Raw genomic sequence first — 22316 nt, 5'->3', positions numbered from 1 at the left:
CCTAAGCATGAAATGTTCATTTATGGATTTTTATGCTGCCATGTATAAAAAAACCCGGCTCAAGGCCGGGTTTGAATATCAATCTTAATCGCGATTAGTGCAGTTTCAGGCGCGGACGAATCACGCGGTTAATACTACCTACCAGCATCATCAAGCCAGTTTTGAAGTAGCCATGCAGTGCGACCTGATGCATACGGTAAAGCGAGATATAGACGAAACGTGCCATACGCCCTTCTACCATCATCGAGCCTCGCATCAGGTTACCCATCAGGCTGCCAACAGTTGAGAACTTAGACAGCGACACCAGTGAACCGTGATCCTTATAAACATAGGACTTCAGCGGTTTATCTTTCATCTGCGCCAGAATATTAGTCAGAACCAATGAGGCCATCTGGTGGGCCGCTTGTGCACGTGGAGGCACAAAGCCGCCTTCAGGACGTGCGCAGGATGCACAGTCACCAATCGCGAAAATATCAGGGTCGCGGGTGGTTTGCAGCGTAGGCTCAGTCACCAGTTGATTGATACGGTTAGTCTCAAGACCACCGATATCTTTCATAAAGTCTGGTGCTTTGATACCTGCAGCCCAAACCATCAGATCTGCTGCGATATATTCACCATCTTTGGTATTGAGTCCACCAGCATCCGCAGAAGTCACCATGGTTTGCGTCAGAACACGCACGCCCAGTTTAGTCAGCTCGCTGTGAGCTGCTGCTGAAATACGTGGTGGCAGCGCAGGCAGAATACGTTCACCAGCTTCCACCAGCGTTACATTTAGCGCTTCGTTCGTCAGGCCTTTGTAGCCGTAGCTATGCAGCTGTTTCACTGCGTTATGCAGTTCGGCAGACAGCTCAACACCGGTTGCCCCGCCACCCACGATAGCAATATTTACTTTGCCACTGGCACCCAGATTTGCAGAATACTTGAGGAACAAATTCAGCATTTCAGAGTGGAAACGACGCGCCTGATGCGGGTTATCGAGGAAGATACAGTTATCTTTCACGCCCGGCGTGTTGAAGTCGTTGGAAGTACTACCCAGCGCCATCACCAGCGTGTCGTAAGGGATTTTGCGTTCAGGAACCAGCAACTCGCCTTTGTCGTCACGCAGTTCTGACAGCGTCAGCGTTTTGCTTTCACGGTTGATATCAACCACTGAACCAAGCTGGAACTGGAAGTGATGGTTACGGGCATGAGCCAGATAGCTAAGCGCGTCCACACCTTCATCCAGTGAACCAGTTGCCACTTCGTGCAGCAGCGGTTTCCATAAATGGCTGTGGTTACGGTCGATAAGCGTAACCTTCGCTTTCTTTCCACGACCCAGTTTTTTACCTAACTGAGTGGCCAGTTCAAGTCCGCCAGCACCACCACCGACAATGACAATCTTTCTTAATGGCGTAGTCAAAGTGACCCCCTTAAAATATTAACCAATTGTTAATTAAAGGTTATGTAAATAGCATTTAATTAACAACAAGTTACCTAAACAAACTCACTAATGTGACCAAAGAATAACATGGATGGTGTATTGGTCATACCAAAATTGATGTGCATCAAATTTTTATGCCGAAAAGATAAACAAAAAGGGCCAGCACATGGCTGACCCTTTCATTTTCACGCCTTTAAGCCCCGGTTAGCCGAGGGTTTTGAAAGCTTTTATACGTTGCAAATGTGGTGAGATATTTTTGAATTTATGGGTCTGTTCCTGATCCCATACAATTTCATAATAATGATGCAGTAATTCTGCGGCACGGGCATTATCCAGCGCTTCGTCATTACGCGACAAAATCGCCAGGCAACGATCGCGATTTTTCTCACGGAAGTTTTGCACGCACTTAGTCGAAATGTCGGTGTACTCTTCAGGACGGTCTATTTTCCCTTCCATGTTCTCTTGCGGGAACAAATTCGGGTTAAAGATCACTTGACGAATATCGCACAAGAAACCGATGCGTTCCGCCCAGAAACCGCCAAGCCCTACGCCACAAATCAGTGGGCGCTCATCGGCACTCAGTTGCAGCATCTTGTCGACTTCTTTGAGTAGATGCTGCATGTCGTGTTTCGGATGCCGCGTGCTGTAGCTGATAAGCCGCACGTCCGGGTCGATAAACTGGAGTTGCAAAACCTTTTCATGGTTACCAGGACTGTTAGAGTCGAAACCGTGTAAATAGATAATCATTACATCCATCCTCACCACACGAATTCAGGCCGTCTGGCCTGAGGAGTTAAAGACCCGCCTTGTGGGCTTGCCACTGCTCATGCAGCGCCTCAAGTTGCTGGTTTGCTGCCTTCCAGCGCGCTGATGACATCAGCTCCTGACGGGTAAATGAACCTTTATGATACAAACCTGTAACACGCTCTGCTTTGACCGGAGACAGGTTATCTAACACGCTCACTGCACCATTACGATTATTGCAGACCAGGATCATATCGCAACCTGCATTCAGTGACGCCTGGCCACGTTCCGCATAGCTGCCCATGATCGCCGCCCCTTCCATCGACAAGTCGTCAGAGAAGATAACGCCGTTAAAGCCAAGCTCACTACGTAACACAGTTTTCAGCCAGTGTGGGGAACCACTCGCCGGAAGTGGGTCAACGTCAGTGTAGATAACGTGTGCAGGCATAATGGCATCAAGTTTGTTATCGGTGATAAGCGTACGGAAAATCTGCATATCGTGTTCGCGGATAAGCGCTTCATCACGCGGGTCACGCGGCGTTTCTTTATGAGAGTCGGCAGTAACCGCACCATGCCCCGGGAAGTGTTTGCCGGTAGTTTTCATGCCTGCAGCATGCATGCCTTCAATAAAACGTGTCGCCATAGCCAATGCTTTGCGCGGATCTTCATGATACGAACGCTCGCCAATGGCGGCACTGATATGGCCGATATCCAGCACTGGCGCGAAGCTGATGTCGATATCCATAGCGATCATCTCGCTCGCCATCAACCAGCCTGCTTCCTGAGCCAGTTTGCCGCCCTGCTCAAGCCCATGTAACGCAGCAAAAGATTGGGCCGCCGGTAGAAGGGTAAAACCTTCACGAAAACGCTGAACACGACCGCCTTCCTGGTCAACGGCAACCACCAGACGATTGCGGGAAGTCTCGCGAATTTGACGCACCAGTTCACGCAGTTGCTCGGGATCGTGATAGTTGCGGGTAAACAGAATCAGCCCACCGACCAGTGGATGTTTTAGAATTTCACGCTCTTCGGCATCCAGCTCAAAGCCTGCCACATCTAACATTACCGGACCCACATCAACCTCTCTTTATCAATTCTTATCCCGCAGCTGGCTCCAGGCCTCGTCTGCAAGAGTTATAAATGTTCTATCCTGCGTTTGCGACCAACGGCATTCATACCAGGATGCCATCAGCATGATGACCCAAGGTTGCCAACGTGCGACCTGTCGGGCTAACGCCTCTGGCGGAATATGGCTTAACTGCGCGTAAGCATGAAGCAACCGCTCACTATCAACGTTACTAGCCAGCGTGATTGCCGCCAACTCCAGCGCCACATCCCCATCACCGGCATATTCCCAGTCGATAAGCTTGATACCGTCCGGCTGATTTACCAGATTTCCGGCATGCACATCCATATGCAGTGGTGCCAGACGCAGTGGCTTCGGTTCACCCTGCCGCTTCATTTGTTTCAACAACCGCAACCAGAGCAAACTTCTTCGTTCTGATGCGGCATTTTTCCAATAATGCTCAAGCAATGGCAACAGACTGATTCGCCAGCCAAAACAGTGTTGACGATGCAAATCATACAGCAACGAAGTGAGCGCTTGCAGTGAGGGGAGTTCCGATTTCACCTCCCCATTCAGCCATTCAACAATAAGCCAGCCTTCTGCCAGACAAACGGGCCGAGGCCCTATTCCGGTAGGAATACGCCTCAGTGCCCGATATTGTCTGCTGAGAGAAACCCCAGGCATTGGCGCCGCAAGCTGATGCCGGGCAACATACTCTTTCCTACCAAGGGTGAAATGCAGACTGCCGCCGCTTAATCCCTGAAGATGAGAAAAGCAACCGGCGGCCTGAGCCGCCGGAAGGTATTTCTCAATCACACGTTGCAGTGTCGAATTATTGAGTTTGTTGTACAGCACCGCTTCCTGACCAGATAATTTCGCCAGTTTGTACCAACATCAACTGCATTTTCAGCGTTGGGGCGTTCACATTACCGCTGGCGTTACTGTAGAGCACGTATTGCGCGCCAACATTACGGGCAATGCCAATCGCTTTACTGCGCGATCCAAGACTGTCTTGCGGTGATAGCCCTAATTGCTGTTTCGCCAGCGAAAGCTGTTGTGCTGAAACAAGGGTAAATTTGGCATTGTTTTCCAGCGCACCACGTAGTGCTTCTGTCGCTTTGCTGGTTTGCAGTGAACCATTAGTGTGGTTATTTACGCTGTCCACCAGTAAGACTTCACCAGCTGTCACACCATCGGCTTGCAGCATTTTTCCAACCATCGGCTGCATGGTGCTGCCCCAATCGTAGCTGCGCACTTTTGGTGTCGCAGGAATGGTTGGCTGTGGTTGTTCAATCGGGCCTGGCTGAGTGGGTACAGTTGGCACTGTTGGAACAGTTGGTTGCGGCTCTACTGGTTGCTGCGGAACAGGTTTTACTTCTTCCACAGGTGCAGGCGCTTCACCACGGTTAATACACCCGGATAAAATCATCGCCGCAGCGAGAATAACCAGATAACGATAGATTCCCTTAATCAAAATTCACCCCTTACAAAGAGAGAGAAAGACGAACTTTATGTGCGTCTGGATAACTGGCTATGGATGACACCGAAACGCTTGATTTCGCTGGTAACGTAATCGTACGCGGCTGCTCGAGAGGATGAATCTCAAGACCCTTTTCGTCATACCAATAGAAACGATAGTTGATGATGACTGGGTTAGACTGTTCATTATATAGCTGGCTGCGAGAAACAGTGGCGCCCTTGTCAGTTGAAATTTCAGGTTTTTCAGCACTGACTCCCGCCGCCAGCACAGATGCCTCCATGACCAGCGTTTGCCCATCGTTGACAGGGATAGCAGGTTTAGAGCTACACCCTGCCATCACAACGACGGCTAATAGCATTAACAGCGGGTTATTTTTCATCAACTTATCCTTTATGCGCCAACATCGGCCCCAACACGCGACCGCCCAGCAGATGCATGTGGATATGATAGACTTCCTGCCCGCCATGACGATTACAGTTCATGATCAGACGATAGCCATCTTCAGCAATCCCTTCTTGCTCAGCAATTTTTGCAGCAACGGTCAACATGCGCCCCAGCGCCAATTCATGCTCGGCAGTGACATCGTTCACTGTTGGGATCAGTATGTTCGGAATAATGAGGATGTGGGTAGGAGCCTGCGGAGATATGTCACGGAATGCAGTAACTAACTCATCTTGATAAACGATATCTGCCGGAATTTCGCGGCGAATAATTTTACTGAAAATAGTTTCTTCGGCCATGACGTTACCTTTATTCATTAATTGCTGGCTATTTGCTCGTTTAAGCCACTGCGCGCACAGGCTTAAAGGCATAACGTAAGAGTATGAGCGAGTTACTCGTGCTCTTTCAACCTTAACCCATTATTTCTTTATCACTCTTTGGGCAACCAGCTTCTCAGATCTTTCGTAAACCCTGCACTTCTCGTGATTAAAACGATATTTCATTTGGGCTGTAACATATGTTTACAGCCTATCAATGAATGAGTATATTTCTCATTTGCATTTTCATTCGTATGACATATGTAAAATCGCAAACAATCAATGTACTCCGTGACCGGACTCCTTTGGCACTGAGACACAACCTCCAACAATTCATAAGGGTTTTAAGATGTCTTTAACCATTTCTACCAGGGATGGGCAGCGCGCACCTGCCAGCGCTATTTCTATGCTGGCATCCTGTATTGCTTTCGCACTCCTTCCTTCTACCGCTTTCTCCGCCACTCAAAATGCAGAAGAAACGCTGGTTGTCGAAAACTCGGTGTCCAATACACCCGATATAGAAGATAAGGATTACAGTGTTAAAACCACCACCAGCGGGACGAAAATGTTGCTGGTACCGCGTGATATTCCGCAGTCCGTTAGCATCATCAGCGAACAGCGCATGCAGGACCAGAATCTGGAGTCACTGGGCGATGTACTGAGAAACACCACGGGTATATCCGAAAGTGTTGCCGACTCCGACCGTAGCAACTTCTACTCGCGCGGATTTTTAATAGACAACTACATGGTCGATGGTATCCCAACGCTGTTTGAATCGCGCTGGAACCTGGGCGACGCCCTGACCGATACCGCGATGTATCAGCAGATTGAAGTTGTCCGTGGTGCTAATGGCCTGATGACCGGTTCCGGTAACCCTTCAGCCGCCGTCAATATGGTACGTAAACATGCCGATAGCCGTGAATTCCAGACCAACGTTTCGGCAGAGTATGGAAGCTGGAATAAACAGCGCTATGTTGCTGATATGTCTACGCCACTGACCGACAACGGTAATGTTCGCGGCCGCATGGTTGCAGGTTACCAGGATAACGACAGTTGGCTTGACCGCTACAATCAGAAGAAAAAATTCTTCTATGGTGTGCTCGATGCGGATTTGACCGAGGCCACCAGTTTCTCAGTCGGTTATGACTATCAGGAAACCAACGTTAACAGCCCGACCTGGGGTGGCATTCCGCGCTGGAACACCGATGGCAGCAAAACTGATCCGGATCGCAGTTACAGCACGGCCCCTGAATGGGCTTACAACGACAAAGAATCGCAGCGCACCTTCGTCACTCTGAAGCAAAAGTTGGGCAATGACTGGCAGCTCACGGTGAACGGTACGCACACGGAAATGGACCTCGAGAGTAAGCAGCTTTACCTGGATGGACTGGTAGATAAGAACAGCGGCATGATGGTTAGCCCATATGGCGCATCCTACCCCTATGTGGGTGGCACGGGTTACAACACAGGTAAACGCAAAGTTGATGCTCTCGATACCTTTGCCAATGGCTCTTATGAGCTCTTTGGCCGCCAGCATGAACTAATGATTGGCACCAGCTATACCAAACAGAACAACACCTATTACAGCTCCTGGGAAAATATCAGCGATACCCAGTTAGGTAATTACAATGACTATGACGGTAACTTCCCGGAAACCAACTGGACACCGTTGAGTCTCGCTCAGGAAGATACGGTTCGCCAGAAGTCTGCTTATATGGCAACCCGTATTACTCTCGCCGACCCTCTGCACGTGATTGTCGGCGCGCGTTATACCAAATACAACCTGCATACCCTGACCCAGGAACTTGAAAAAAATAACACCTCGCCTTACGCCGGTGTGGTGTTTGATATCAATGATGACTGGTCAACTTACGCAAGCTATACCTCAGTCTTTAAGCCGCAAACCGAACGCGATGAGCAAGGCAACTACCTCACCCCCATCACCGGTAATAACTATGAAGCAGGTGTGAAATCAGACTGGATGAATAGCCGCCTGACCACGTCTCTTGCCATCTTCCGTATTGAGCAAGATAACCTCGCGCAATCGACCGGCATGGTAATTCCAGACAGCAACGGTGAGACAGCCTACCGTGAAGCTGATGGTACCGTAAGTAAAGGTGTGGAGTTTGAGATCAACGGCGCGCTGACTGATGACTGGCAGATGACATTTGGTGCAACACGCTATGTTGCAGAAGACAGCGATGGTAAAGCGGTTAACCCTAACCTGCCTCGCACTTCAGTTAAATTGTTCACCAGTTACCGCATCCCGACACTGCGCGAGCTAACAGTGGGTGGTGGTGTTAACTGGCAAGATCATGTGTGGGCGGATGTTCCAGTACCGGGTGGTACTTTCCGTTCGGAACAAGGCAGTTATGCGTTGGTTGATTTGTTTGCCCGTTATCAGGTTACAAAAGCATTCTCCATGCAGGCGAACCTCGATAACCTGTTCGATAAAACTTACGACACCAACATCGACAGCCGTTCCATCGTCTACGGCGCACCACGCAACTTCTCTGTAAGCGCTAATTACGCTTTCTAATCTCAATGGCGGATGACGCAAGTTATCCGCCCTACAAAGCAAATTAATTTCCACAATATTGCCTAAATAATTCAGATTGCAGGTAGGCGGCAAGAGAACGAATCCCCGGAGCTTACTAAAGTAAGTGACCGGGGTGAGAGAACGCAGCCAACACCCCTGCGACTTGAAATATGACGGCTATGTGATGGCAATAAAAAAGGGAGGCCAATGGCCTCCCTCAGTTCTCCCCAACGACTTCTTAGCTGTTACGGATCCACTCATCCATTTCAGTTTTCAGGTTATCGGATTTAGTACCGAAGATTGCCTGAACACCTGAACCAGCTACAACTACACCTGCTGCACCCAATTTCTTCAGGCCAGCCTGGTCGACTTTAGAAATGTCGGCCACGCTAACACGCAGACGGGTAATACACGCATCCAGGTTAGTGATGTTTTCTTTACCGCCGAAAGCGCTAACCAGAGCTGGTGCCATTTCGCTTGTGGAAGTGGTCGTAGTCTCTGAAGTTGCGTCTTCACGACCTGGAGTTTTCAGGTCCAGCGCTTTAATCAGCACACGGAACACGGTGTAGTACACAGCCGCGTAGCACAAGCCAACGATTGGGAACAGCCACAATTTGCTGCTGTTACCGCTCAGCACGATGAAGTCAATCAGACCGTGTGAGAACGAAGTACCGTCACGCATACCCAGCAGGATACAGATTGGGAACGCCAGGCCTGCCAGCACCGCGTGGATGAGGTACAGGATTGGAGCGACGAACATGAAGGAGAACTCGATTGGCTCGGTAATACCGGTCAGGAACGAGGTCAACGCAGCGGAGATCATGATACCGCCGACTTTTGCACGGTTCTCAGGTTTAGCTGAGTGCCAGATTGCGATAGCCGCAGCAGGCAGACCGTACATTTTAAACAGGAAGCCACCAGACAGTTTGCCCGCAGTTGGGTCACCTGCCATATAACGTGGGATATCGCCGTGGAATACCTGACCTGCAGCGTTGGTGTATTCACCAATTTGCATCTGGAATGGAACGTTCCAGATGTGGTGCAGACCGAATGGTACCAGGCAGCGCTCGATGAAGCCGTAGATACCAAACGCAACAACCGGGTTCTGGTATGCAGCCCACTGAGAGAAGGTCTGGATAGCCGTACCGATTGGAGGCCAGATGAAGGACAGCACAACGCCCATGAAGATCGCAGCCAGACCAGAGATGATCGGCACGAAACGTTTACCGGCGAAGAAGCCCAGATACTCAGGCAGCTTGATACGGTAGAAACGGTTAAACATGTAGGCCGCGATCGCACCCGCGATGATCCCGCCCAGAACACCGGTATCAGCCAGGTGTTTTGCGGTGATCTCTTCTGCAGGAAGATGCAGAACCAACGGTGCAACAACTGCCATGGTTTTAACCATGATGCCGTAAGCGACTACAGCAGCCAGCGCAGAAACGCCATCGTTATTCGTGAAGCCTAACGCCACACCGATAGCAAAGATAAGCGGCATGTTGGCGAATACTGAACCGCCCGCTTCCGCCATAACATGAGAAACCACTGCTGGCAGCCAGCTGAAGTTTGCAGAACCGACGCCCAGCAGGATACCTGCGATAGGCAGTACGGATACTGGCAACATCAGCGATTTACCCACCTTTTGCAGGTTAGCAAATGCATTCTTAAACATAATTGAGAGTGCTCCTGAGTATTTGTGCTTTTTTTTACGCGTTATGCGCATCGGTCTGGGGGGAGATCCAGCCCATTAACAGGCATCTAAGTGCCTTTTGATTTATTACGCAGAGTAAAATAAATCGAAGAAAGTTTGTTTGACGGCTATCACGTTTCTCAAACAGCCCAGTGAAAAACTTTCATAAGTTTACATTATGCGTATCTGAATGTTACAAAAACAGCCTTCACCGCCATTTTTATGGCGGTGAACTTTACTCGCTTAGATAATTAATTACGAGCTTTAAAATAAGTCTGATTTATCATGCGGATTGCAAGCGGGAGTCAGGAATATGGAACAAAGTGGCGAAGTTTTTTGTCGTCGCAACGGCCAATTCCTCAAGTGAAACACCTTTCAGTACCGCCATATATTCCGCTACATCGCGCGTCATTGCCGGTTGGTTTTCCTTACCGCGGTGCGGTACTGGCGCAAGATAAGGTGAATCAGTCTCCACCAGTATGCGATCCAGTGGCACATAACGCGCCGCATCCCTGAGTTGTTCAGCATTGCGGAAGGTCACAATGCCGGAGAAAGAGATGTAAAAGCCCATGTCGAGCAATTTTCCAGCAGTTTCTCTATCTTCCGTAAAACAGTGTAGTACCCCACCGCAGTCTGTCACTTTCTCTTCGCGCAGAATGGCCAGGGTATCGGCACGAGCATCACGGGTATGAACAATCACTGGTTTGTTAAGCTCGCGGCCAATCTGGATGTGATGGCGGAATGATTCCTGCTGGCGTGGCTTGGTTTCCGGAGTATAGAAATAATCCAACCCGGTCTCCCCCATTGCCACCACACCCGGATCTGCGGCCAGGCGGCGAAGTTCTTCAACATCATATTCTTCGGCCTGGTTTAGCGGGTGTACACCACACGAATAAGCTACGTTCTGGCGCTCGCCCACCAACTGACGCATATCGCGATAACCTTCTAGCGTCGTCGCAACTGCAAGGCAGAACTTCACATCGCGCGCGGCAGCTTTTTCCAGGACATCATCGACGCTTTTGTGTAGGGATTGATAATCGAGGCCATCAAGATGGCAATGTGAGTCAACCAGGAACATACAAATACTCTTTAAAGATGGAAGGTAGGAAGGACAGCACCCGGTTGCATTAAACGCTCCCAGGTGAGCAATTGTTCAGTCAGCATTAATTCTCGGTTCACACCCACAACACTTAACAGTGTTTCACGGCATGAAAACCAACTATGCAGTATAGCTTGTAGCATCGCGGGGGTTGCGCTGGAGGCAAGGTTTGCTACCAATGTGTGTTGGTCATCATTGGTCAACCAAGGTGTAGCCCCTTGCTGCCATTTTAGTGCATCAACCAAAAGAGAGCATAACCAGTGAACACGGACAGCTGCATCATCGCTATTTAACGCAGGCAATAACGCCAGCATGTTTTTAGTCGCACAGGCCTCATTGAGTTTGTCACACAGCAACTGCCGATGTTTCCACTGCTCGGGTTGCAGCAACGCCAAAGCGCCTGCTGGTGCTCCAGAACTTAAACGTAACGCAGCACGCAATTGTGCGTTATCAAGCGTGATTTCCCGCACAAGCCAGGCAAGGGAAAAATTTTCATCCGGTGGAGTCAAATACCAGTACAGGCAGCGGCTTCGGAGTGTGGCGGGTAAACGCGCCGGTTCACGGCAACCGAGGAAGAACCAAGTGTTGGCTGGCGGCTCCTCAAGGGTTTTCAGCAGCGCATTGGCAGCAGCCTCAGTGAGCAGCCCGGCATCTTCAATCCAGACGACTTTTGCCCCACCCTGCTGAGCGTGGCTGTAAAGCTTCTCTGTAATTTCGCGGATGGCGTCAATCCCGAGACTTGATTTGCCTTTCTCGGGTGCAACCACATAGCTGTCCGGGTGCGTACCGGCCTGCATCAACTGGCAACTGCGACACTGGCCGCAGCTTTTACTCCCTTGTGGTTTCTGGCACATCAACCAGCGGGTGAGCGCGTAAATTAACGCGTCATCACCCATACCGGACAATGAATGAAGCAGTAATGCATGGTGCCCACGCCCGGCCTGATACTGGCTGAGTATTTGCTCAAACGGCGCGCGTAACCATGGATACCATTTCATTACACCAGCCCCTTAGCCCACTCAAGTACGGCGTTACGCACGTCTTGCGACACTTCATCCAGCGATTGTGTTGCATCAATCGTATGAATACGGCTGTCGGCTGCTGCGAGTTCAAGGTAACGCGCACGGGTGCGGTTAAAGAAGTCGACAGACTCCTGTTCGATGCGGTCTAGCTCGCCACGCGCACGCGCACGTGTCAGACCCACTTCTGGCGTGACATCAAGATAAATCGTCAGGTCCGGGTAAAAATCACCAAGCACGGTGTTACGCAGTGCCATCAGTAATTCCTGATCGATGCAACGACCACCGCCCTGATAAGCCTGAGTAGAGAGATCATGGCGATCGCCTATCACCCAGGCACCACGTGACAATGCCGGTTTGATAACCGTTTCCACCAGTTGCACACGTGCCGCGTAGAACATCAGCACTTCGGCTTTATCAGTAACGATTTCATCACCGATACCTTTGTTGTTCAGCGTCAGCTCGCGCAATCTCTCAGCAAGAGGGGTACCGCCGGGCTCACGCGTGAACACCAGATCGGTTACTCCCAGCTCTTTTAAAGTCGCAACTACCACATTGTGCGCGTTAGTTTTCCCTGCTCCTTCGAGCCCTTCAATGACGATAAATTTACTGACCATTCTTATCCTTCAGCGCTTTGATATACACCTGCACAGCCTGGTTATGGCCAGCAAGGTTGGTATTGAATGTGTGGCCGCCCTTTCCATCAGCGACAAAATAGAGATACGGCGTTTTCGCAGGGTGAGCGGCAGCCTGTAGCGATGCATTGCCTGGAATCGCAATTGGCCCAGGCGGCATACCGCTAATCACATAAGTATTATACGGTGTAGGCGTTTCAAGATCTTTACGTGACAGCTTACCGTTGTAGCTTTCACCCATGCCGTAAATTACCGTAGGGTCAGTTTGCAGACGCATGCCAATACGCAGACGGTTGATGAACACCGATGCGACCTGATCGCGCTCTGCTGCAACAGCCGTTTCTTTCTCGATGATCGAGGCCATAGTGACCAAATCATTTTGCGTTTTGTACGGTAGCCCCTCTTTTTTACCATCCCAGGCAACCTGCACCGCTTTGAGCATCCGCTCATGGGCACGCTTTAAGAGGGCAATATCTGTGGTGTTTGCGGTGTACAGCCAGGTGTCAGGGAAAAACCAGCCTTCAACCCATTCCGGGTTTTCGAATTTTAATGCCTCGGCGACGGTCGCATAGCTGTCATCTTTAAGCTTGTGTTGAATGTATGGCGCTTCACGCAATTGTTTAAGCCAGTCACTCAGGCGAGTCCCTTCCACAAAGCGAATAGGGAACTGCGCTTCTTTGCCGCTCGCTAACAGTTTGAGCATCTCACGCACTGTCATTTGCGGCGTAAAGCGGTAAGTACCCGCTTTAAATTTCGCGAGATCGGGTTCAGCTTTAAGCAGCCACTGGAATACACGCGGGCGGTTTAGCAGCTTTTCATCATAAAGCTGTTTACCCAACGCCAGGCGCCCGGTTCCAGGTTTAAGGGTAAAAATGGTTTCTTGCGCAATGGTCAGATGGCTGTTGGCGAGCTGACGGACTTTATATAAGCCAACGCCTGCCGCCACGCCAAATACCACTAACAGCAGCAGAAAGAAACGTAGCATCTTTTTCATCGTTAATCGGTTACTCACAAAGTGGTGCTAAAAATTGATAAAGCTCGCGAGATTCAAATCGCCATAATTCAGCCTGGTTCACAGGGACAACCGGCATCAATGCATTGCAAATGAGTAACTCGTCGGCTTGAGCCAGACTTTCAGGACGCTCCCGCACTTGCGTTACTTGCCAGGGTGAGTCTGCAAGACAGGCAATAATATGCTGGCGCATCGTGCCGTTTACACCAGATTTATCCATATAAGGGGTAAAGACCTGAGATCCTTTACGCCAGAATAAATTAGCGGCACAGCATTCCGTAAGCCACCCATCACTGTCAAGAACCAGGGCTTCCTGGGCTTGCGTCTGTTCAAGATGCGTACGAATCAGCACTTGCTCGAGCCGGTTCAGGTGTTTAATTCCGGCAAGATGCGGATTGATGCCCAATCGAATGGGGCTTAATGCCAGGGTAATCCCCTGCTCACGCCATTGTGGATAAAACGAAGGGTAAGCTGAAACGCTGAGTAACCGTGTCGGATGTTGGCAATTTGCTGCACTGTAACCGCGCCCACCGCTTCCACGAGTGATCATCACTTTTAGTACGGCTTGTGATTGTGACAATGCAAGCTGCTGCATTTCACTTTCCAGCACTGACCATTCGACAAACGGGATAAGAAGTTTTTCACAGGCTTGTTTTAAACGCCCAAGGTGCTGCGCTAAAAACCGAACGCTACCGTCTTTGACCCGTGCCGTTGTGAAACAGCCATCGCCAAACTGCACTGCGCGATCGTTCGCCGGTAGATTTGCCGTTAACTCACCATTGATTAAATACATCATCGCTCCTCAATGTTCCGTGAATTAAGAGTGCCAGTGTGGAGGATTTGCAGCAAGAGGGGGGAACTTTAGATGTATAAAGGGCCCGCAAGCGAGCCCTTTATTATTAGCAGGTTAGACCTTTTTAAAGATCAACGAGCCGTTTGTACCACCAAACCCGAAGGAGTTACACAGAGTGTATTCCATTCCTGTTACCTGGCGCGCTTCATGTGGGACAAAGTCCAAATCGCACCCTTCATCAGGATTATCGAGGTTAATGGTTGGCGGAATAGCCTGGTCGCGAAGTGCAAGAACAGAGAAGATTGACTCTACCGCTCCAGCAGCACCTAACAGGTGACCGGTCATAGACTTGGTTGAGCTCACCAGAACACGGTAGGCATCATCACCAAAAATAGTCTTAACCGCTTGCGTTTCAGCTTTATCGCCTGCAGGTGTTGAGGTGCCATGCGCATTCACATAGCCCACCATGCCCGGAGTCAGACCTGCATCACGCAGAGCATTTTCCATGGCCAGTGCCGCACCCGCGCCGTTTTCTGGCGGAGAAGTCATGTGATAAGCATCGCTGCTCATACCAAAACCAACGACTTCTGCGTAGATTTTCGCGCCACGTTTTTTAGCATGTTCGTACTCTTCGAGTACCATCATGCCCGCACCATCACCCAGTACAAAGCCATCACGGTCTTTGTCCCACGGACGGCTCGCCGCTTGTGGGTTTTCATTACGGGTAGAAAGTGCACGCGCAGCACCAAAGCCGCCCACGCCCAACGGAGTACTGGCTTTTTCTGCACCACCTGCCAGCATAGCGTCTGCATCGCCATAAGCGATCATACGCGCTGCCTGACCGATGTTATGCACACCAGAAGTACACGCTGTAGCAATGGAAATACTTGGACCACGCAGGCCGAACATAATGGTCAGGTGACCTGCCACCATATTCACAATAGTAGACGGCACAAAGAATGGGCTGATCTTACGTGGACCACCGTTGACCAACGAGGAGTGGTTCTCTTCGATAAGACCCAGACCACCAATACCAGAACCAATTGCGGCGCCGATACGGATTGCATTCTCTTCCGTTACTTCCAGACCAGAATCCAGCATGGCCTGGTGGCCAGCAACAATTCCATATTGAATGAAGGCATCCATTTTGCGCTGTTCTTTGCGCGAAATGATGTCGTCACAGTTAAAATCCTTTACTAAGCCAGCAAATTTCGTTGCATAGGCGGTAGTATCGAAATGGTCGATTAGGCTGATGCCACTCTGACCGGCAAGGAGAGCTTTCCAGGTAGACTCTACGGTATTGCCGACAGGAGACAACATGCCCAGTCCGGTCACAACTACACGACGCTTAGACACGTTTGTCCTCCAGGGAGGGAAAAAATAATACTAGTGGGACACTTAGATAAAACTCAGGCGGTCGAATGACCGCCTGGAGATGTTCACTTACGCTTGGTGACCGTTGATGTAATCAATGGCAGCCTGAACGGTGGTGATTTTCTCAGCTTCTTCGTCCGGAATCTCAGTATCAAACTCTTCTTCCAGAGCCATTACCAGCTCAACGGTGTCAAGAGAATCAGCGCCCAGGTCCTCTACGAAGGAAGCGGAGTTGATAACTTCTTCCTGCTTAACGCCCAGTTGTTCGCCGATAATTTTCTTAACGCGTTCTTCGATAGTGCTCATACTCTTAAATTTCCTATCAAAACTCGCTTTCGCGATGGTTTTCGTAGTGTATAAAATGTTGAAAAAGATGCAACTAAATCCCGGCAGGTCATACCACGATTTTACGCTATTTTGCGGGCATTCGCCCAAATAACGCAAATAGTTTTATCTTGCGGTTAAACCATGTACATTCCGCCATTGACGTGCAGGGTCTCACCAGAGATGTAACCCGCCTCGTCAGAGGCTAAAAATGCAACAGCACTGGCGATTTCTTTTGCGTCGCCTAAACGACCCGCTGGAACTTCCGCCAGTATACCCGCACGCTGTTCATCAGAAAGCGCACGTGTCATGTCCGTTTCAATAAAGCCCGGAGCAACAACGTTTACAGTAATACCTCGTGACGCAACTTCACGTGCCAGAGATTTACTGAAACCGATCAGACCCGCTTTCGCCGCAGCGTAGTTAGCCTGACCAGCATTTCCCATGGTACCAACCACAGAACCAATAGTGATAATACGACCATGACGCTTTTTCATCATAGCGCGCATTACCGCTTTTGACAGACGGAAAACTGATGACAGATTGGTTTCGATGATATCGTTCCATTCGTCATCTTTCATGCGCATTAACAGGTTATCACGAGTGATACCGGCATTATTAACCAGAATGTCGACTTCGCCAAATTCTGCGCGAATATTTCCTAAAACAGCTTCGATAGAAGCTGGATCGGTGACATTAAGCATATAACCTTTGCCGTTATCGCCCAGATAGTCACTGATCGCCTGCGCACCGCTTTCGCTGGTAGCAGTACCGATAACTTTCGCACCACGGGCCACTAAGGTTTCCGCGATTGCGCGGCCAATACCGCGGCTTGCACCGGTTACCAGCGCAATTTTTCCTTCAAAACTCATGGTTTTCCTCGTCTTATTGCTCGAGCGCTGCTGACATCGCTACCGGCTCGTTAATGGCCGATGCAGTCAGTGTGTCAACAATACGTTTTGTTAGGCCAGTCAATACCTTACCTGGCCCTACTTCCAGCAACTGGGTCACACCCTGCGCTGCCATAAATTCTACTGATTTAGTCCACTGTACCGGGCTGTAGAGCTGGCGTACCAGAGCACTACGAATAGCTTCCGCAGAGGTTTCACATTTCACGTCAACGTTGTTCACAACCGGAACAACTGGAGCATTGAAAGTAATATCTTCCAGCGCAACGGCAAGTTTATCTGCCGCAGGTTTCATCAATGCACAGTGAGATGGCACACTGACAGGCAGTGGCAGAGCACGTTTTGCACCAGCGGCTTTACAAGCTGCACCGGCACGCTCTACAGCGTCTTTGTTACCCGCAATCACAACCTGACCTGGTGAGTTAAAGTTCACCGGAGAAACCACTTCGCCCTGAGCTGCTTCTTCACAGGCTTTTGCAATAGACGCATCATCAAGACCGATGATGGCATACATTGCGCCTGTGCCCGCAGGGACCGCTTCTTGCATCAATTTGCCGCGTAATTCAACCAGACGCACCGCATCTGCAAAATCAATGACGCCAGCACAAACCAGAGCTGAGTACTCACCCAGACTGTGTCCTGCCATCAATGCAGGGGTTTTGCCACCCAGCTGCTCCCAGACACGCCATAATGCGACAGAGGCTGCCAGCAATGCTGGCTGAGTTTGCCAGGTTTTGTTCAGTTCTTCAGCCGGACCTTGTTGAGTCAGCGCCCACAAATCATAGCCCAGCACATCTGAAGCTTCACGGAAGGTTGCTTCAACAACAGGATTCGCTGCTGCGATTTCTGCCAGCATACCAACTGCTTGCGAACCTTGCCCTGGAAAAACAAAAGCAAATTGAGTCATGGTTAAATCCCTAATAATCAAAAACGAACCAGTGCTGAACCCCAGGTAAAGCCGCCGCCGAAGGCTTCGAGCAATACCAGTTGGCCACGTTTAATCCGCCCGTCGCGTACCGCTTCATCCAGCGCTGCCGGAACAGAAGCTGCAGAGGTATTACCGTGACGATCCAGGGTAACGACCACATTATCGAGTGACATGCCGAGTTTTTTGGCCGTCGCGCTGATAATGCGCAGGTTAGCCTGATGCGGAACTAACCAATCCAGATCGGAACGATCCAGATTATTCGCCTCAAGGGTTTCATCAACAATGTGCGCAAGCTCTGTAACTGCGACTTTAAAGACTTCATTACCAGCCATCGACAGGTGAATCGAATTTTCAGGATTCACGCGATCGACATTCGGTAGCGTCAGCAGTTCACCATAGCTACCGTCAGCATGCAGGTGGGTTGAAATGATACCAGGCTCTTCAGAAGCACTCAGTACAACCGCCCCTGCACCATCACCAAAAATAATAATTGTGCCGCGATCGGTAGGATCGCAAGTACGGGCCAGCACATCAGAACCAATAACCAGCGCTTTTTTTACTGCGCCGGATTTCACATATTGGTCTGCCACGCTTAATGCGTAGGTAAAACCTGCGCAAGCGGCTGCAACATCAAATGCAGGGCAGCCTTTAATCCCTAACATTGCCTGTACCTGGCAGGCAGCACTTGGGAAAGCGTGAGTTGAAGAAGTTGTGGCAACGATAATCAGCCCAATTTCAGACTTATCGATTTCTGCCATTTCAAGCGCACGCGTAGCCGCAGCAAAAGCCATTGTTGCAACGGTTTCATCTGGCCCAGCAATTCGACGTTCACGAATACCTGTGCGGGTGACAATCCACTCGTCAGAAGTATCCACCATTTTTTCCAGGTCGGCGTTGGTACGCACGTGTTCTGGCAGATAGCTACCAGTACCAATAATCTTCGTATACATGTACGTCAGTCACTCTTGGGTAATACAGATTCCAGGCGGGCAGCAATCCGTGTAGGGACTTGCCGCACCACCGCCTGCACTGCCTGTTCTATCGCGACAACAAACGCTCGCTGATTGGCCGCTCCGTGACTCTTAATCACTGTGCCGCGCAATCCTAACAGACAGGCGCCATTATACTGGTCGGGGTTGAGGTGACTGAATCGCCTTGTCAGGCTTTTTTGTAACCAATGCTTCAATATAATTAGCCACCACGACCTTTTTTTCCCTTCGCCCTGTGATTTCAAAAGCGAGAGGAACATCCTTGCAACCCCTTCCATCGTCTTGAGGGTGACGTTACCGACAAAACCATCGCAGACCAGCACGTCGGTTTTTCCCGTCAACAACTCGTTCGCTTCAAGATAACCAATATAGTTGATAGAAGGCATTGTTTTTAATAAAGCTGAAGCATCGCGAATGCTATCAAGACCTTTCGTCTCTTCTTCGCCGATGTTCAGCAATGCGACACGTGGAGAGTTGATGCCGAGGAGTTCCTCAGCCATCACTGAACCCATTATCGCAAATTGCACCAGCATATTACTGTCACAATCCACATTCGCGCCAAGATCAAGCACGACTGTTTTACCTTTTTGCTGATGCGGCAATACTGTCATCAACGCCGGGCGCTCAATCCCTTCAATCGGTTTGAGCAATAGTTTGGCCAGGCCCATCAGAGCACCGGTATTCCCTGCACTGACGCAAGCTTCTGCTCGCCCTTCTTTTACTAACTCAAGCGCCACTCGCATCGAGGATCCGCGACTATTTCGGATCGCATACGATGGTCTTGCATCACTGGCAATAACCGACTCTGCAGGAACTATCTGCGCACGAGAGCGTTTTTCAAAATCAGCTTTGGCAAGTAATGGCGTGATGGCGTCGGGGTCGCCGACTAATAGAAGGTTTAGCTGAGAGTTAGAGTCCAGTGCCTGCAATGCTGCAGGCACTGTCACGGAAGGACCGAAGTCCCCACCCATGGCATCTAACGCAAGGGTTAGACGTCTCAAGGTATCGCCAATTACTTAGCGATAACCTTGCGACCGCGGTAGAAACCGTCGGCGGTGATGTGGTGACGCAGATGAGTTTCGCCAGAAACTTTGTCCACGGACACTGCTGCTGTGGTCAGCGCGTCATGGGAACGACGCATGCCACGTTTAGAACGGGTTGGTTTATTCTGTTGTACGGCCATGGACCTTACTCCTTAATTACTTATGCTTTAAACTGGCTAATACGGCAAATGGGTTTGGTTTCTCCGCCTCGGAAGGCAGTTTGCCAAATACCATGTCCGCCTCGGACACTTCACAGTGTTCAGAATCATGCACCGGAACAACTGGCAAGGAGAGGATAATTTCATCTTCAACCAACGCCAGAAGATCGATTTCACCAAATTCGTTGACCTGAACTGGTTCATATCCTTCCGGGAGTGCTTCAGCCTGCTCGTCTTTGACGATCGGGCTAAAACAATACTGTGTGTAAACCTGATGGGCAAATGGCTTTCCGCAACGCTGACACGCCAATGTTACCGAAACTTTCGCATCACCAGTAAGAACTGCGAGGCGTTGGTTATCGATGGCAAATGACATATCGCATTCCACATCACTGTCTACACTGACTACAAACTCGGCGACACGCTCCACCTGAATAGGGGTGTAAACACCCGTGTAATCAAGGCGTTTTTGAGCCGTACGAACCGGATCGAGAGTCAGGGGTAATTTTACTTTTTGCATAGGGCGCGCATATTAACTTTGTAACGTCATAGAGTCAAAGAAAAAGCCTGTAAACAGTGCCTTTTCTACTTATTCGCACACATTGCGGTGGCATAGTTTAAAATGCCTTTTCTCGGATCGCTATCATTAATGAAAAAAATATGACGCAAATTGTTCTGGCCTCAACTTCGCCATACCGTCGAGAGCTGCTTGAAAAGCTCGGCATGCCCTTTATCACCGCGGCCCCACAGGTCGATGAAACGCCAATTCCCGGTGAGGATGCTCGTCATCTCGTCATGCGACTGGCGCAAGCCAAAGCACAGGCGTTGAGCCCGGAGTACCCAAATCATTTGATTATCGGCTCAGATCAGGTCTGCGTTTTAGAAGGGAACATCGTCGGCAAGCCGCACACAGAAGAAAAAGCAGTCGAACAATTGCTGATTGCGCGCAACAGTATTGTTACTTTTTATACCGGCCTTGCACTTTATAATTCCTCCGCAGGGAATTTACAGGTGATTTGCGAACCCTTTGATGTGCATTTTCGTCATCTGAGTGAGCAAGAAATCCGCAATTACGTGCGTAAAGAACAGCCGTTGCAATGTGCCGGAAGTTTTAAGAGTGAAGGCTTGGGCATTACATTGTTTGAGCGGCTTTCAGGAAAAGATCCCAATACCCTGGTGGGCCTGCCGCTTATTAGCTTGGGTGAAATGCTGCGCAACGAAGGTGTCAATCCGCTGCTGATATAAGTGGCCAAGGGTGGATAGCTCCACCCTGGCAGCAACAACTAGCGCGCGTTGTTACGCAATACAGTAAGACAACGCTTTAGTTTCTCATCCAGCGGCGCTTCAACTCGCATAATTTCACCGGTGTTAGGATGAGTGAAGCGCAAGGCCGCAGCGTGCAAGAACAAGCGATTCAGACCCGTTCCTGCGAGTTGCTTATCAAATTCACGATCGCCATAACGATCGTCAAACGCAATCGGGTGACCTGCGTGAAGCGTGTGCACACGAATCTGGTGAGTTCGCCCGGTAATCGGGCTACAACGCACAAGTGTGGCAAACTCGTAACGTTCTTCCACTTTAAAACGCGTCTCTGAAGGTTTCCCTTCGCTATTTACGCGCACAATGCGCTCACCGCTTTGCAAAATATTCTTAATCAACGGAGCCTGCACAGCTTTCACATGCGATTGCCATTGGCCCCGAACTAACGCCAGGTAATCCTTCTGCATTCCTTTTTCACGCAGTTGCTCGTGTAACGAACGTAATGCAGAACGTTTCTTCGCAACCAGCAAAATCCCGGAAGTATCACGGTCCAGACGGTGAACCAATTCGAGGAAACGCGCTTCAGGGCGTAACGCACGCAAACCCTCAATCACACCAAAGCTTAAACCGGAGCCGCCGTGAACTGCTGTGCCCGATGGCTTATTTAGTACCAGAATGTGGTCGTCTTCATAGAGAATCGCATCGGTCAATGCCGCCACTTTTTGCAGATGCGGGGAAACCGCCTCTTCTTCACGTTCAGCAACGCGAACTGGTGGAATACGGATTTCGTCACCATCCTGAATTTTATATTCAGGCTTGATGCGTTTTTTATTCACGCGCACCTCGCCTTTACGCAAAATGCGATAAATCATACTTTTCGGTACGCCTTTTAAGCGCGAGAGCAAAAAGTTATCGATACGCTGCCCGGCTTCGTCGGACGAAATGGCAACGATTTGTACTGAAGGTGTCTGAGTTTTCATGGTCGGCGATTCTAAATAGCGTGCGCGCATAGCGCCACTCATTTTTATGTGCTTAACTGAGAAATTGCTTGGTTTTAAGTCGCCTGACTCTCCTTTT

At 49.9% G+C, this 22316-nt stretch carries 24 protein-coding genes; 2 read left to right on the top strand and 22 right to left on the bottom strand.

What is annotated here, in order from left to right:
• Nucleotides 1-94: 94 nt before the first annotated feature.
• The 7 genes from LVQ76_RS10775 to hinT form a co-directional block, all read right to left on the bottom strand.
• Nucleotides 95-1399: an NAD(P)/FAD-dependent oxidoreductase gene (locus LVQ76_RS10775; RefSeq protein WP_034456136.1), complete on the bottom strand. Its 1305-nt coding sequence runs from the start codon at nt 1397-1399 to the stop codon at nt 95-97.
• 225 nt (nt 1400-1624) lie between these two features.
• A complete protein-coding gene (gene ycfP, locus LVQ76_RS10770; protein ID WP_034494636.1) occupies nt 1625-2167 on the bottom strand; it encodes an alpha/beta hydrolase YcfP in 543 nt (180 codons plus the stop codon).
• A 46-nt stretch (nt 2168-2213) separates the two neighbouring features.
• Nucleotides 2214-3239 (bottom strand): beta-N-acetylhexosaminidase, encoded by a 1026-nt coding sequence (gene nagZ, locus LVQ76_RS10765; RefSeq protein WP_232921603.1) that lies wholly within the window; start codon nt 3237-3239, stop codon nt 2214-2216.
• A 15-nt stretch (nt 3240-3254) separates the two neighbouring features.
• Entirely contained in the window at nt 3255-4085 is an 831-nt protein-coding gene (gene thiK / locus LVQ76_RS10760; RefSeq protein ID WP_232921602.1) for a thiamine kinase, read from the bottom strand.
• Nucleotides 4063-4659 carry a penicillin-binding protein activator LpoB gene (gene lpoB, locus LVQ76_RS10755; protein WP_233337966.1) on the bottom strand — a complete coding sequence of 199 codons (597 nt, stop codon included), beginning with the start codon at nt 4657-4659 and terminating at the stop codon, nt 4063-4065. The genes thiK and lpoB overlap by 23 nt, the downstream gene beginning before the upstream one ends.
• A 55-nt stretch (nt 4660-4714) precedes the next feature.
• Entirely contained in the window at nt 4715-5089 is a 375-nt protein-coding gene (locus LVQ76_RS10750) for a YcfL family putative periplasmic lipoprotein (RefSeq protein WP_151995516.1), read from the bottom strand.
• Nucleotides 5090-5093: 4 nt separating this feature from the next.
• The gene (gene hinT / locus LVQ76_RS10745) at nt 5094-5450 is read right to left on the bottom strand and encodes a purine nucleoside phosphoramidase (protein WP_034494554.1); all 357 of its coding nucleotides are present in this window, start codon (nt 5448-5450) and stop codon (nt 5094-5096) included.
• A gap of 367 nt (nt 5451-5817) precedes the next feature.
• Here hinT and fhuE point away from each other — a divergent pair, with 367 nt between their 5' ends.
• Entirely contained in the window at nt 5818-8007 is a 2190-nt protein-coding gene (fhuE, locus tag LVQ76_RS10740; protein WP_232921601.1) for a ferric-rhodotorulic acid/ferric-coprogen receptor FhuE, read from the top strand.
• A gap of 238 nt (nt 8008-8245) precedes the next feature.
• Here fhuE and ptsG read toward each other — a convergent pair whose 3' ends face one another.
• The 14 genes from ptsG to yceD all read right to left on the bottom strand — a co-directional run bounded on the left by ptsG (nt 8246) and on the right by yceD (nt 20499).
• The gene (gene ptsG, locus LVQ76_RS10735) at nt 8246-9679 is read right to left on the bottom strand and encodes a PTS glucose transporter subunit IIBC (RefSeq protein WP_232865532.1); all 1434 of its coding nucleotides are present in this window, start codon (nt 9677-9679) and stop codon (nt 8246-8248) included.
• A gap of 301 nt (nt 9680-9980) precedes the next feature.
• Nucleotides 9981-10775, bottom strand: coding sequence for a metal-dependent hydrolase (locus LVQ76_RS10730; RefSeq protein ID WP_151992586.1), 795 nt, complete (start codon nt 10773-10775; stop codon nt 9981-9983).
• Nucleotides 10776-10786: 11 nt separating this feature from the next.
• On the bottom strand, nt 10787-11794 hold the full coding sequence (gene holB / locus LVQ76_RS10725) for a DNA polymerase III subunit delta' (RefSeq protein ID WP_232921600.1): 1008 nt from the start codon (nt 11792-11794) through the stop codon (nt 10787-10789).
• The gene (tmk, locus tag LVQ76_RS10720) at nt 11794-12432 is read right to left on the bottom strand and encodes a dTMP kinase (protein WP_151992588.1); all 639 of its coding nucleotides are present in this window, start codon (nt 12430-12432) and stop codon (nt 11794-11796) included. Before tmk ends, holB begins: the two co-directional genes overlap by 1 nt.
• Nucleotides 12422-13444, bottom strand: coding sequence for a cell division protein YceG (gene yceG, locus LVQ76_RS10715; protein WP_151992589.1), 1023 nt, complete (start codon nt 13442-13444; stop codon nt 12422-12424). Before yceG ends, tmk begins: the two co-directional genes overlap by 11 nt.
• 10 nt (nt 13445-13454) lie before the next feature.
• The gene (pabC, locus tag LVQ76_RS10710) at nt 13455-14255 is read right to left on the bottom strand and encodes an aminodeoxychorismate lyase (RefSeq protein WP_232865581.1); all 801 of its coding nucleotides are present in this window, start codon (nt 14253-14255) and stop codon (nt 13455-13457) included.
• A 114-nt stretch (nt 14256-14369) separates the two neighbouring features.
• Complete coding sequence (fabF, locus tag LVQ76_RS10705) at nt 14370-15611, bottom strand: beta-ketoacyl-ACP synthase II (protein WP_232921599.1); 1242 nt, start codon at nt 15609-15611, stop codon at nt 14370-14372.
• Nucleotides 15612-15698: 87 nt separating this feature from the next.
• Nucleotides 15699-15935 (bottom strand): acyl carrier protein, encoded by a 237-nt coding sequence (gene acpP / locus LVQ76_RS10700; protein ID WP_034456161.1) that lies wholly within the window; start codon nt 15933-15935, stop codon nt 15699-15701.
• 155 nt (nt 15936-16090) lie between these two features.
• The gene (gene fabG, locus LVQ76_RS10695) at nt 16091-16825 is read right to left on the bottom strand and encodes a 3-oxoacyl-ACP reductase FabG (protein WP_034456162.1); all 735 of its coding nucleotides are present in this window, start codon (nt 16823-16825) and stop codon (nt 16091-16093) included.
• 13 nt (nt 16826-16838) lie between these two features.
• Nucleotides 16839-17768 (bottom strand): ACP S-malonyltransferase, encoded by a 930-nt coding sequence (fabD, locus tag LVQ76_RS10690; protein ID WP_232921598.1) that lies wholly within the window; start codon nt 17766-17768, stop codon nt 16839-16841.
• A gap of 17 nt (nt 17769-17785) precedes the next feature.
• A complete protein-coding gene (locus LVQ76_RS10685; RefSeq protein WP_232865536.1) occupies nt 17786-18739 on the bottom strand; it encodes a beta-ketoacyl-ACP synthase III in 954 nt (317 codons plus the stop codon).
• A 5-nt stretch (nt 18740-18744) separates the two neighbouring features.
• Nucleotides 18745-19779, bottom strand: a complete 1035-nt coding sequence (plsX, locus tag LVQ76_RS10680) for a phosphate acyltransferase PlsX (RefSeq protein ID WP_232865537.1) — start codon at nt 19777-19779, stop codon at nt 18745-18747.
• A gap of 11 nt (nt 19780-19790) precedes the next feature.
• Nucleotides 19791-19961: a 50S ribosomal protein L32 gene (gene rpmF, locus LVQ76_RS10675; RefSeq protein WP_034456167.1), complete on the bottom strand. Its 171-nt coding sequence runs from the start codon at nt 19959-19961 to the stop codon at nt 19791-19793.
• 16 nt (nt 19962-19977) lie between these two features.
• On the bottom strand, nt 19978-20499 hold the full coding sequence (gene yceD / locus LVQ76_RS10670) for a 23S rRNA accumulation protein YceD (RefSeq protein WP_034456169.1): 522 nt from the start codon (nt 20497-20499) through the stop codon (nt 19978-19980).
• A 140-nt stretch (nt 20500-20639) separates the two neighbouring features.
• Here yceD and LVQ76_RS10665 point away from each other — a divergent pair, with 140 nt between their 5' ends.
• Complete coding sequence (locus LVQ76_RS10665; protein WP_232865538.1) at nt 20640-21224, top strand: Maf family protein; 585 nt, start codon at nt 20640-20642, stop codon at nt 21222-21224.
• Between the two features lie 38 nt (nt 21225-21262).
• Here LVQ76_RS10665 and rluC read toward each other — a convergent pair whose 3' ends face one another.
• The gene (gene rluC, locus LVQ76_RS10660; protein ID WP_232865582.1) at nt 21263-22219 is read right to left on the bottom strand and encodes a 23S rRNA pseudouridine(955/2504/2580) synthase RluC; all 957 of its coding nucleotides are present in this window, start codon (nt 22217-22219) and stop codon (nt 21263-21265) included.
• Nucleotides 22220-22316: the final 97 nt, after the last annotated feature.

The organism is Buttiauxella cochleicola (assembly GCF_021283185.1).
Classification (GTDB): domain Bacteria; phylum Pseudomonadota; class Gammaproteobacteria; order Enterobacterales; family Enterobacteriaceae; genus Buttiauxella; species Buttiauxella massiliensis.
The sequence above is the reverse complement of the archived record's forward strand: the minus strand, read 5'-3'. Positions and strand labels throughout refer to the sequence as shown.